At 63.4% G+C, this 13,038-nt stretch carries 8 protein-coding genes; 4 read left to right on the top strand and 4 right to left on the bottom strand.

From position 1 onward, the window contains the following. Nucleotides 1-289 precede the first annotated feature (289 nt). From R0382_RS15665 to R0382_RS15680, 4 genes are all read left to right on the top strand, one after another. The gene (locus R0382_RS15665) at nt 290-1,588 is read left to right on the top strand and encodes an ABC transporter substrate-binding protein (RefSeq protein ID WP_432720774.1); all 1,299 of its coding nucleotides are present in this window, start codon (nt 290-292) and stop codon (nt 1,586-1,588) included. Continuing rightward, nucleotides 1,581-3,899 carry a sensor histidine kinase gene (locus R0382_RS15670; RefSeq protein WP_432720776.1) on the top strand — a complete coding sequence of 773 codons (2,319 nt, stop codon included), beginning with the start codon at nt 1,581-1,583 and terminating at the stop codon, nt 3,897-3,899. Before R0382_RS15665 ends, R0382_RS15670 begins: the two co-directional genes overlap by 8 nt. Then, on the top strand, nt 3,889-5,172 hold the full coding sequence (locus R0382_RS15675; protein ID WP_432720778.1) for a sigma-54-dependent transcriptional regulator: 1,284 nt from the start codon (nt 3,889-3,891) through the stop codon (nt 5,170-5,172). Before R0382_RS15670 ends, R0382_RS15675 begins: the two co-directional genes overlap by 11 nt. A gap of 317 nt (nt 5,173-5,489) precedes the next feature. Further along, complete coding sequence (locus R0382_RS15680) at nt 5,490-7,061, top strand: WD40 repeat domain-containing protein (protein WP_432720780.1); 1,572 nt, start codon at nt 5,490-5,492, stop codon at nt 7,059-7,061. 98 nt (nt 7,062-7,159) lie between these two features. Here the strand turns inward: R0382_RS15680 and R0382_RS15685 are convergent, their stop codons facing one another. The 4 genes from R0382_RS15685 to pyk all read right to left on the bottom strand — a co-directional run bounded on the left by R0382_RS15685 (nt 7,160) and on the right by pyk (nt 12,988). Next, entirely contained in the window at nt 7,160-8,638 is a 1,479-nt protein-coding gene (locus R0382_RS15685) for a cellulase family glycosylhydrolase (RefSeq protein WP_432720782.1), read from the bottom strand. A 305-nt stretch (nt 8,639-8,943) separates the two neighbouring features. Continuing rightward, nucleotides 8,944-9,423, bottom strand: coding sequence for a VOC family protein (locus R0382_RS15690; RefSeq protein ID WP_432720783.1), 480 nt, complete (start codon nt 9,421-9,423; stop codon nt 8,944-8,946). A gap of 261 nt (nt 9,424-9,684) precedes the next feature. Continuing rightward, nucleotides 9,685-11,079 carry an MFS transporter gene (locus R0382_RS15695; protein ID WP_432720784.1) on the bottom strand — a complete coding sequence of 465 codons (1,395 nt, stop codon included), beginning with the start codon at nt 11,077-11,079 and terminating at the stop codon, nt 9,685-9,687. 499 nt (nt 11,080-11,578) lie between these two features. Next, nucleotides 11,579-12,988, bottom strand: coding sequence for a pyruvate kinase (gene pyk, locus R0382_RS15700; protein WP_432720786.1), 1,410 nt, complete (start codon nt 12,986-12,988; stop codon nt 11,579-11,581). Between the last annotated feature and the right edge of the window lie 50 nt (nt 12,989-13,038).

Consider the following 13,038-nt stretch of genomic DNA (forward strand, 5'->3'; position numbering starts at 1 on the left):
ACCCCCAATCCCCGTACCACCTGCGGAAGGCGGGACAGGTCATGCCGTAACCATGTCAGGTTGAGAGCGGAACCTATCCTGCTCCCGCCCGGTCCTTTCATCAGAAAATGAGTCAAAAACGGCTCAAATTCCACCTGTTAGACAGACACAATGAAACGCCGCAAGATGAATCCATTCGGTTCGCATGTATTCGTTTGAACGCTCGCATGCCAGTCGAAAATGAAACGATGGCGCTGCCCGAATACGATAGCGGCATTCCATGGCGCACCAATACGCGAAGCCAAAGGCGATGAAGCGCTACAGCGCACGACTTCTGATTCACGCAGTCCTGGCGATACCGCCGCTACTGGCGGCCACGCCCGGGCATGCCTTGCTGGTGGTGTCGACGCACACCGAAGAAGAAGCAGGCCTGCTGCTGCAAACCTTCCAGCAGTCCCACCCCAAGCTGAGCGTGACGGTGCTCGACCGCCGGATCGACCAGATCAAGCCCGCCATCGAATCGGGCAGCCTGCATCATGCCGACCTGGTACTGACATCGTCGGCCTTGCTGCTTCAGTCGCTCAAGCAGGCCGGGCTGCTGGCGACGCTGCCCCCGATGAAGATAAGCGGCGATTGCGCCCCCAAGGGTTTGTTGCTGAGCGATCCGGATCGCTACTTCGCCAGTTATGGCCTCGCCGGTTTTGGCTTGCTCTGGCACCAGCCGCGCCTGACGCAGCAGCGGGCCAGCACCCCCGACCGCTGGGCCGACCTGCTCGCGGCCAATATGCACGGCGGCTTCGTCATGAGTACGCCGACCCGGTCGGGCAGTACGCACATCCTGATCGAACAGGTCTTGCAGGAGCAGGGCTGGGACAAAGGCTGGGCACGGCTGCTGCGGCTGGCCGGTAACCAGACCACCATCGCCAGCCGCAGCTATTCGGTTTCGCGGCTGGTCGCCGATGGCGAAGCAACCGCCGGGCCCTTGCTCGACAACACCGCCAGCCAGCAATTGCGGACCAACCCCGATTTGCGCTTTCGCTACTTGCCGTCGTTCCCGGTGCTGCCCGCCTATGTCGCCATCCTCAAGAACGGCAGCAAGCCCGGTGAAGCGCGCGATGTCGCCCGCTATCTGTTCTCGCAGCAAGGTCAGGCCGATCTGCTGAACGCCAGCCGCTTCAAGTTCCCCCTCAATCCCGGCACGCTCAGCGCGGACGATCAGAAAACCTGTCAGTTGATGCGACTGCAGCAGCCGCTGGACGACGCACTCGTGCAGCGGCGCGCCCGGCTGGTCAAGCAGCTCTATGAAACGCTGGTGACGCAGAATTTCGAGCAATTGCGCGATACCTGGGGGCTGATTCTGCACGTCGGCCGCCAGACGGGGCTCAACCCGCAGCAACAGCAGCAACTGGCCCGGGCCGAAAAGCTGGCCAGCTCGCCGCCGGTGCCGGCCTTCCGCGCCACCGACCCGGCCTATCTGGCGATCTTCAATGCGCCCGATCCCGCCGCGGCCAACAAGGAGGCCGCGCGCTGGCAACGCGACTGGCACGCCCGCCTCACCGAAGCCGCCAGCCTGGCCCGGCGTGTCCTGGTCAACCTGCCGGATGAATAAGCTGCGGCAGTCCTTCACGGTATTCCAGGGCTGGCTGGGGCGGCGGCTGCTGCTGGCCTTTGCCGCGCTGATCCTGCTGTTCCTGCTGATCGGCGGCGTTGGCGTCCTGGCCACCCAGCTACAGGGCTGGCGCATGGAGGCCATCGTTGACGACAGCGTGCCGACGATCGTCGAAAGCACGCGGCTCGAGCAGGAAGCCATCCGGCTGCAGCGCCTGGCACGGCAACTGGTCGAAGCCAGCAACCTGACCGAGCTGGCCATCGGCGAGCGTCAGCTCGACACCTCGCTGGAACGGATGACCCGCGCCAGCCGCCAGCTGGCCACCTGGCTGCCCGAACAGGCCGCCCCGCTGGTCCAGCAACTGGAAGTCTCGCAACGCAGCGCCGAGCGGCTGGCCGACGCGGCGCAGCAGCGGCAGGCTGCGCTCAGCGCGCTGCGGATGACGCGGATGAAGCTCGACTGGCTGCATTCGGACCTCGACAGCGAACTGCGGCACCAGAGCGATGAAGTGCTGCAGCAATTGCAGGCAGCCGGCCCGCAACACGCCACCGCGGAACTGGCCCGGCACGCAGCGCTGCTCGGCAAGATCGCCACGCACGAACGCGATTTCGCCGCCAGACTTTTCAAGCTGACCGAACCGAACCAGCCCCAACCGCCGCTACCGCGGCTTGCCCAGCTGCAGCAACAACTGCTCGCGCTGTCGGCACAGACCCGGCAACTGCCCAATCCGGACGGGCTGCCGCCGTTGATGCAGGCACTGCTGGACAACACCGCTGCCGATGGCCCGTTCGCACAGGCGCTGACCGGTTTCAACGATGCCGAACAGCTGACCCGCCAGCGCCTGCAGGATCTTGAACAACAGCTCCGGCAGCAGACGGCGCTGGCGCAGGCGCTGAGCGGCGAGGCCAATACCAGCGCCCGACAGCGGCTGGCACAGTCGGTCAAGGACAGCGTGCTGACCCGCTGGCTGGTGCTGATCACCGGCGCCGTCGCGCTGGGCGTGATGCTGTGGCTGCTGTTCGTGCTGCTCGGCGACCGGCTGTTCGGCCGGATGGCGCTGCTGGGCCAGAACATCCACGCGCTGACCGCGGGGCAGTACATCCTGCCACGACGCATTGGTGGCCGCGACGAAATCGGCCGGCTCGGCCACCAGCTCGAAACACTGGCCGAGCAGATGATGGTGCTCGAACGCACCAACGCACTGGCGCTGATCGAACAGACCGATGCCGCACTGCTGATCTGCAGCGACGACGCGCACGTCCTGTCGATCAATCAGGCCGCCAAACGACTGTACCCGGCGCTGGCCACCGGCCGCGCGCTGGCACCGCTGCTGCCGGCCGAAACGCTGCAGCAGTTCACCGCGCTCGACACCGGCCAGACGCTCGACGTGGTCCTGCCGCACGGCGATCCAGCCAGCGAGCGCTATGTGCGATTGCTGGCCCGCTGCTTTGTCCAGGACGGCAAGGAGCGACGCATGGTCACGCTGCTCGACGTCTCGGACCAGATGCGCTCGGCGCGGTGGCTGGAGAAAATGGTCGGCGAGAAAACCGCCGAACTCGACCAGATCAATATCGCGCTGCGGCGCGAGATCGACGAGCGCAAACGCACGCAGGACAGCCTGCTGCAGGCCACCAAATTCGCGGTACTCGGCCAGACGACGACGAGCCTCGCGCACGAGCTGAACCAGCCGCTGGCGGCGCTGGTCAACTACCAGTTTCTGGCGCGCCGGCTACCATCGGCGCAGGGCGACGCCGAGCTGGCCGAGCTGCTGCAACAGAGCAATCAGGTACTCGACCGGATGGCGCGGTTGATCCGCTCGTACCGGACCATCGGCCGTGCCGCGCCGCCGTCGCCAACGCTGAACGCCGTCGACATCAGCCAGGTTGTGCTCGACGTCGCCGAACTGCTGCGCGGCCGGATCCGCAAGCAAGGCGTCGACTTGACGCTGGACTGCCCGCCGGGCGTGCTGGTGAACGGAGAAATCGTCCGGCTCGAGCAGATCGTGCTGAATTTGATGGGCAACGCACTCGACGCCTTGCAGGACCACGCCGACCCGCGACTCGACGTCCAGTTGTTCGTCACGCCGGAACGGGTCGCGCTGCTGATCAGCGACAACGGCGCCGGCCTGCCGCTCGATCAGAGCGACGACATTTTCCAGCCCTTCTTTACGACCAAATCCGACGGACTCGGACTGGGCCTGAGCATTTGCCGGACACTGGCCGACGAATGCAGATCCGAAATCCGGCCCGCCTGCGCACTCGCCGGCGGCGCCATGTTCGTTTTATCGATGGAAACACACCATGCTGATTGATCACGCCGTCGTCCTGTTGATCGATGACGACGCCGACGTCCGCGAGTCGGCGCAGAAGCTGCTGACGCTGAGCGGCTTGCCGTGTTACGCCATTGGCGAGCCAGAGCGGGCGCTGACGGCCATCCCGCCGGACTGGCCCGGCGTGGTCATCACCGACGTACGCATGCCGGAGATGGACGGCGAGCAGCTGCTCGAACGGCTGCGACAGCAGGACGACCAACTGCCGATCATCCTGATCACCGGCCACGGCGATATTCCGATGGCCATCCGCGCAGTGCGCGCCGGCGCATTCGAATTCCTCGAAAAACCGGTCGCACCGGAGACGCTGATCGACAGCGTGCACCGGGCGCTGAACCTGCGGCGCGAAATCATCGAGAACCGGGCGTTCCTGAAGCACGAACTCGGCATCCGCCTGCTCGGCAAGAGCGCGGCCATGACCCAGGCTCGCGACCGGCTGATGCAACTGGCCGGCTCGGACATCGCCGTGTTCATCGTCGGCGAGGCCGGCACCGGCCGCCGCACGATCGCCGAACAGCTGCATCACCTCGGCCGCAACGCCGAAGGCCCGCTGATCCGCCTCGACGCCGAACTGCTCGGCACGCAGGACGAACACCGCTGGCGCGAGCTGTACTGGGATGCCGCACAGGGTGGCTCGCTGCTGATCAGCCATCCCGAAGCACTGCCGCAACAACTGCAGGCGCAGTTGTGCAGCTGGCTGCTGGAATCCGACCCGGGCAGCCGCCTGGGCAAGCCGGTGCGGACACTGGCCATCAGCGCCTGTGATCCGGTCGGCGCGGTCAACGACGGCCGGCTGCGCCCCGACCTCTTCTATGCGCTGTCGACCGCCACGGTCACCATTCCACCGCTGCGCCATCGGCGCGAGGACATTCCGCTGCTGTTCCGCCATTTCGTGCTGCAAAGCTGCCGGCGCCTGCGCAAGCCGCGGCCCGAGATCAAGAAGCCGTTTCTCGACAAGCTGCAACAGGGTGACTGGCCGGGCAATCTGCGCGAGCTGCGCAATGTCGCCGATATGTACGCAATCGGCCTGGCGCGGCTCGAAGGGCTGGGCCGGACGATCAAGGTGCAGAAGGATCAGGATTCGCTCGACGAGCAGATCGACACCTTCGAAAAGGCACTGATCGAGGAGGCGCTCAGCCTGTTCCAGGGCCGGGTCAGCGAGGCAGCCGATTACCTGCACATCCCGCGCAAAAAACTCTATCTGCGAATGAAGAAACACGGGCTCGCGAAAGAGGAGTTCAAGAAATCCGGCTAGCCCCGGACTCGCGGCAAGTCCCGAAACGGACTCAGCCCCCGATCAAAGCCCCGGCAGCTACCGGGGCTTTTTCATTGCCGCAACCGCATGCAAACAGCACTTCCCATCCTTCTTTTCGCACGGCCGACGCGCGCTTACCTGCCGATCGTTTGGCACCCGGTAACGGTGCAAGCCGTACTCGCCGTACCCTGCTTTTCCAAAGTCCCCATTTTAAAAATATCTTTCTCAAATTTTTCATTGAAGTTTTTATTTACTTTCTTAGTATGTATTGCGACATCTCCGTACATTAGAGACTGCTGTTGTAAATAACATGCCCGATGCCCCAGGGGCTGGCGCCGGAATCGGCACCAAAACGGCACACGGGCGACTTTCGCAGACCACCCATCAAAGATCTCTCGCAGATCGGGTTCAGAAAGGAATATCAGATGCGCAGACCAAATTTGAGGACGTTCCCGCAACCGGGGCAAACGCTGGCCTGGTTACGCTCTGCCGTGTTGGTGCTGATGGCGGCCACCGCACAAGTCGCCGGCGCCGGTGAGTCGTTTTATGTGTCGACCAACTTGGGCATCACCGCCTACGACGAGGAAAGCGGTCAAATCACTGGCACAGTGGCTACGCTACCGGGAGGGTTTTCCTACGACATGACGGTCGCTCCGGATGGCGCGACGCTTTATGCAGTCGACAACAGCAACACGCTCAATGCACTGGCAACATCACCGCTGGCGCTGAAACCCGGCTCGCTCAGCCTGCCTGGCAACCATAGCAGCCGCCCGGCGTTCTCTCCGGATGGCAAGACCTTGTATATCGCCAGCGACGCGGGGCAGATCTTGGTGATCAATGCCGCGACGCTGTCGGTCACCCAAACCTTTGCCACGCCGGGCGTGACCCGTCGCGACCTTGCGATCAGCCCGGACGGCTCACGCTTGTATGCACTGACCGAGGAAGTGGTGAAAGTCGTGTCAACCAGCAATGGCGCCATCCTGGCCGATATCGCGCTTACGGCCACACAGCCGCGAGCGCTGGCGCTATCGGACGATGGCGCTCGCTTATATTCCGGCCCGGGTCCGATCGATGTGATCAATACCTCGACCAATACCGTCTCTGCGACGTTCTCGTCGCCGCTGCTCTATTGGGTGTATGGCATAGCCCTCACCAAGGGCGGCCAATACCTCTACACCGGGGCAGTGGACACCGGCAGCGCACTGGTGGTCAACGCGGCAACAGGCGACATCGTCAAACAAATCCCGGTGACGAGTGGAAACAACACACTGGGAACGTTTGCGACCTCGAGCACCGGCAGCAAGGTTTATAGCTTTGGTGGGGCCGGCGACGATGGTAATACCTTGCTGACATTTGATACCGCCAGCCAGACCCTGGTCGACACAAAGCCGCTTGGTGCGTACGGCCTCGCCATTGCCACCCGTCCGGCGCCGCCGGCACCGCACACGCTGCGCTTCTATCTGCACGGCAGCGACATCCCGGGTACTGCCGGGGGCCACACCATGAACCAGACCGCGCCAGCCGCCGGCAATGGCCCGCTTCTGCTCGGCCCGCAGTCGTGGCTCAGCAATCCGGTACTAACCGGTTCCTTCCCGGCCGGCAGCAATTTCCAGCTCTCGATTCCGTGCTCGATCAACCTGCTGGCCAGCTACACCTTGGCGAAAACCGATACCAATGGCGGCAATGCCAGCACGCTCGGCAGTACCTCGCAGCTACTGGGCAGTTGCTCGGGCGGCAAGCAAACCGTGTCGATCCCGGTGACCAACGCAGCGAACTTCGCCGGCCAGCGACTGAAGCTGACCATCTCCAGCTTGCTAAGCCTGCCGCTGAACCTGCCGATCGGCAGCAACACCTATCTGGAAGCGACGGGTTTCACCGGCACGCCTTGAACGTTCACTGCGCTGCCAACAACAACGGCCCTGCAAAGGGCCGTTGTTGTTTCAACGATCGCCGCGCACCGCAATCGCGGTCACGCATCCGCTGTGCGTCAAGGCACCGGCGTGATCGTATAGCTGTGATTGACGCTGGCCGGATCCGCCGTGATCGAGAGTACGTGCCGGGCCGTGTCATAACTCGCGCTCCACGTCCCGGCCGGATCGGTCGTGGTCACGGTGTAGCCGTTCGGGTAGACCGTGGGCGACAAGAAGAAATCGGTCGTGCCCGTCACCCCGGCCTTGTTGGCAAATTGCGCCAGCAACCGGCCGCTGGCCGGATCGAAATCCAGCCGCTGCGGTGTACCGGCCACGGCCTGCACATAAGGACGGGACAGATACGGGGCGAGACCGTTGAAGACGCCATTGCCCTGATACGGCCCGGTTGCGCCGTGATCGTTGGACCACCAGAACCAGCTTGCACCGATGTCATCCGCCATGCCGACGATCTTGTCGACGTAACCGGTGTTGCCCGGCGCCGTGTAATTGATGGCGCCAAACTCGCCGATCGCCAGCGGCGCATTCCACAGCGCGGCGGTCGTGGTATTGAGCGTCGTCCAGGTCGTCAGCAGCAGATTGATCGGAATGACGTTCAGGCCGGTGTAGGAGCCGGTCGCCGAATAGGTTTCCAGCGTCGGCGGATACAGATGCGGCGCGTAGACGATGCGCGGACCGCCGACACGCGGGTCGGACGGTTTGGGCAGCGTGGTCGGCAGGCCCTGGTTGATCGGAAAGGCCGACGGCTCGACGAAGATCCAGCGGTCGGCATCGACGCTGCGGATCTGGTTGATCACGGCCTGATAGGTTGCCAGCAAGACCGTCGGTTCGAACGTCGCGGACTGAAGACTCCCGCCCCACGGTTCGTTCATCAGGTCATAGCCGATGATGGCGTCGTTAGCGGCGAAGTAGGCGGCCACATGCCGCCAAGCCGCGGCATAGTGCGTCCGCAGCTCGGGATGCGTGCCGGTCGTACCCCAGAAGTTGTCCCAAGCGCGCATTTCGCCAGGCTGCAGATAGCCCAGCGCAAAATTGCTTTGCGGCGTGTACGGCAGGCCGTCGGTATACGTCGCCCATGCAGGCGCACCGTTGACCGAGCCGGGCTGCATCGTCACGGCCGGGCCATACAGATCCTGATGCATATCGAGCAGCACATGCATGCCGGCGGCCTGATACCAGTTCACCCGCGTCGCCACATTGGCCAGATACGCGTCGTCGTACACGCCCGGCGCCGGCTCGACCAACCCCCAGAAAATCAGCAGGCGGACTGCATTGGTGCCCAGACCAGCGTTTTCGGCCGCGATGTCCGTCGCCGTAACCTGCGGCATGCCGTCGGCCCGGTTCTTCGAATAGCTGGACGTATTCAGGCCATGCAGAATCAAGGCCCTGCCCTGGCTGTCGGTGATGTACCCGCCCGTCGGCGCAGTCCCGGCCAGCACGGCGAAGGCCGGCGCCGAGACGGAAACGGCCAGCATGGCCGCGACAATCTGGCTGTTCAGGCGGGATAACCACCTGCTCTTACTGAAGCGCTGCTGCATGAGATCGTATCTCCGGTTCCATAAGCCGCGCCGTGCAGTACCGGGCTGGCACCGCATCCCGCAGGCCCCTGCAGGATAGTGCATGACTGACTGTTACCCGCCATCTCAAGTAAGCACCAGAACTACCCAACGCAAAGCCGCCACCGGCATACCTACTCCGCGCAAGCAACGCGGCCTGTAGCGAAAACGCGTCGATCGCGAACGCTGAAAGATATGATCAGCAGCCCGGATGGCTCGCGATCAATTCGCCGATTTCGATGCTGAGCGCAGCGAGACAGCGAGCGCGGCCGGGCCGCTACCGGACGTCAGCCGCGCCGAGCGGCTTCGATCGCTGCGATGTCGATCTTTCCCATATTCATCATTGCTTCGAAAGCGCGCTTGGCCGCGGCCGGGTCAGGGTCGATGATCGCGGCGGTCAGGGCGCGTGGCGTGATCTGCCACGACAACCCCCACTTGTCCCTGCACCAGCCACATGCACTTTCCTGACCGCCGTTGCCGACGATCGCGTTCCACAAACGGTCCGTTTCGGCCTGATCGTCGGTCGCGACCTGGAACGAAAACGCCTCGTTATGCTTGAACGCCGCACCCCCGTTCAGGCCGAGACAAGGAATACCCATCACCGTGAACTCGACCGTCAGGACGTCGCCCAGCTTGCCCGCGGGATAGTCGCCGGGCGCGCGATGAACAGGGCCAACCGCGCTGTCCGGGAACGTCCGGGCGTAGAACTCGGCGGCTTCCAGCGCGGTACCGTCGTACCAGAGACAAATCGTATTCTTGGCGACCATCTTGTTTCTCCTGATTGTTTCGGGACGGAACATCGCCCTCGCTCATCGCTCCCTCAGTATGCCGCCGATTGTGATTTGCGGGAGGGGCGCGCTAGACCCGTGGCGTGGTGACTGACGTCAGAACGGGTGATCTGGGCTGAGCAGACTCCGTGCGGATCAACCGCGTCGGAACCCAAAGCAACGCCGGATGCCACAGAACGGAAAAAACCCACAGGGTGCGCCCTGTGGGTTTTAGTACTGCGACAGTTTTAGCCGGCTGAATTACGACTTTTGCTTCGCCGCGTTGGCCGGGAGGCCTGCTTCTTGCGGTTTGACTTCGTCGATCGACACCACCTTCTTGGCGTTCCACACCGTCAGCGCCAGCAGCAGCGAGACGACCGAAGCACCGAACCAGAACATGTGCACATCGCCGAAATCGTAGTGCTTGACGCCAGCCACTTCGGTGACGCGGATCAGCTTCGACGACACGTATTCCTGCATCGACGACGCGAGGTAAGAACACAGACCGATGAAACCCTTGACCGCACCAACTGCATTCTTCGGCATCAGATCGCAAGCCGTCAGGCCGGCAAGGAAGACCACGAGACCACCGATGGCGAAACCGACCATGCTCAGTGCGACGGCGTCGACGATACGGTTGTTCGGACCCCAGAACATCAGCGCCAGGCCAGCCAGGTTGACGAGGCCGTACAGCAGCGTCGGAATGTGACGGTTACCCTTGAAGATCTTGTCCGACACCAGGCCCGAGAGGATCGCGCCGACCATACCGGCAGTCGGGTAGGCGGTCATCGCGAAGCCGGCATCGAGCAGGCTGTAGCCCTTCACTTCCTGCATGAACAGCACGGCCCACGAGGTAATCGCATAACGCGTCACGTACATTGCGGCGCAGGCGAAGGCGATCAGCCACACGGTCTTTTGCGTCAGGATGAACAGCTGGGCGCGACGGGTTTCCTTCGGGTCGTTCTGCTTCTTGACCTCGGCTTCTTCACCGAAGGCCGACGCCGGGTCCGGCAGGCCGTAGGTCTGCGGGCGATCCTTGAGCAGGAAATACATGCCGAGCGCGGCAGCCAGCGACGCAATACCCGCGCCGATGAAGCCGGCTTTCCAGCCGAGGAAGGCCACCAGCGACGACGTCATGATCCAGGTGATCGCTTCGCCCAGCGAGCGCGAGCTGCCCCAGATCGAGTAACGCGAACCGCGCTGGGTCGGCGAGAACCACTGGAAGATCGACACGCACGACGGCGCCGAACCGACCGACTGGAACCAGCCGTTCACGGCCCAGCAGATCACGAAGAACATGCCGGCGACGTTCATGCCCATGATGATGGCGCAGATCGACGACAGCGCCAGCGACACCGACATGAAGCGGCCGATGTGCGCATAGTCCGACAGGAAGCCGTTGGAGAACTTGCCGAAGGCGTAGGTGAAGAAGAAGGCCGAGCCCATCAGGCCCAGTTCTTCGACGGTGACGACACCGGCGTCGAGCATCGGCTTCTTGACGACGCCGAGCACCAGCCGCACCACATAAAACATTGCATAGCCGAAGACCAGGCCCAGGAACACCTGCCACTGCATCTTCTTGTAGATGGAACGGACTTCCTCGGGGGGACGGTCCAGGGCCGGTTGGTCCGGCCGGGTTTTGAAGAATGACAACATGTTTGACTCCTCGATTTGTCGTGGCCCCCAAGTCGGGCCCTCGTACGGCGCTACGTAGTCACGCGTGGCGCGGTTTCAGCCTTGCCGGTTCACATGCGCCAGAATGGTTCGCGGCAGATGCATGAGCCCATCCTAAGGCCTTGAAAAATCGAGGCAATTCAGCCCTATTTGAGTCAAAAACGACCGTTACGGCACCTTGGTGCGGGCCGGTTTGACCCGTCTCCTGCTTGCCGGCACCAACATCGTTCCGACGCGGGATGAATCGGCACATTTGCGGTGCAGTGTCCGTATGTAACCAATTGTAATTACGTAATTTGTGCCGGAATTCGTGGCAACCCGACCAACTCGGGCCGCGAAAACGGGCAAAAAAAAGCCGACCCACAAGGGGTCGGCAAACTCGGTGGAGGAATTTAGCTTCAGTCGAGAAGCTGCAATGCGTCCTTCGGCTACATTGCCTGGTCGGGTCGCGGTTCTGATCGCCGCGACGCCCTGTCGGATTTCATGCGCAGCGGAGCAGTTGCAGGCTGTCGGCACGCGAGCTGCCCGGGCTGCACTGCAAGACCGCGACCATGTCGCCGCCGGACAAGCGTCCGCGGTGCTGCAGTTGCAGCTTGGCCTCGGTCAAGGCGTCGCACGCCTTGGTGGCGGGTAGCAACACCGGAAAGACATTGCGGTGCAACGCCAGATGGCGGTAGGTCTGCAGGCAGCTCGTCACCGCATATACCGGGACGCGCGCGGTAAAGCGCGACAGGCACAGCAGCGAGGCACGATCGGGGGCCAGCGTGATGATGGCTTTCAGTTCCAGATGGCGGGCCGCGTAGACCGCCGACATCGCCATCGTCTGCTCGGGCAGCGCCAGCCGGCCGGTACCGGCGAATTCGTGCTCGAGCACGTCGTCCTGCATCCGCTCGGCCTCGACGCAGGTGCGCGCCAGCGCCTGCACCGATTCGAGCGGATAGCGACCGGATGCCGATTCGGCCGACAGCATCACCGCATCGGTACCGTCAAGCACCGCATTGGCGCAGTCGGACACCTCGGCGCGCGTCGGCACCGGGCTGCTGATCATCGATTCCATCATCTGCGTCGCCGTGATCACCAGCTTGTGGTGACGACGGGCCGCGCGGATCATCCGCTTTTGCAAAGCCGGTACGGCGGCATCGCCGACTTCGACGGCCAGATCGCCACGGGCGACCATGATGCCGTCGGAGGCAGCCAGAATATTGTCGAGGTTGTCGACCGCCTCGCAGCGCTCGATCTTGGCGATCACCGCGGCATGGCTGCCGGCGGCGCGCAACAGCGTGCGGGCCATGTGGATGTCGGCATCGCTTTTCGGGAAGGACACGGCCACAAAATCGGCGCCGAGGGCGGCACAGGTTTTGATGTCTTCCATGTCCTTGGCGGTCAGCGCCGGCGCCGACAGGCCACCGCCCATGCGGTTGATGCCCTTGTTGTTCGACAGCTCGCCGCCGACCAGCACCGTCGTATGGATTTCACCACCGGCGACATCATCGACGACGAGCTGGATCTTGCCGTCGTCGAGCAGCAGCCGGTCGCCGCGCCGAACGTCGTTCGGCAGATCGGTGTAATCGAGGCCGACACGGGTCGCGTTACCGCTCTTGCAGTTCGCATCGAGGATGAAGCGCTCGCCGCCTTGCAGCGTGACTTTCTGTTCTTCGAACTTGCCGATGCGGATCTTGGGGCCCTGCAAGTCAGCCAGGATGGCGACAGCGACGCCAATCCGCTCCGCCAGCTCGCGCACCCGCGCCGCACGGGCCAGGTGATCGGCCGCGGTGCCGTGGGAGAAATTCAGCCGCACGGTATTCACCCCGGCATTCAGCAACTGTTCCAGCAAGTGTGGATCGTCGCTGGCCGGACCCAAGGTGGCGACGATTTTGGTGCTTTTCTGCATGGCGGCTTCCGTGACTGAGAACAGACTCGGCGCATGCTAAGACCGCGACA

The organism is Jeongeupia wiesaeckerbachi (genome assembly GCF_050916355.1).
In the GTDB taxonomy this organism is placed as follows: domain Bacteria; phylum Pseudomonadota; class Gammaproteobacteria; order Burkholderiales; family Chitinibacteraceae; genus Jeongeupia; species Jeongeupia wiesaeckerbachi.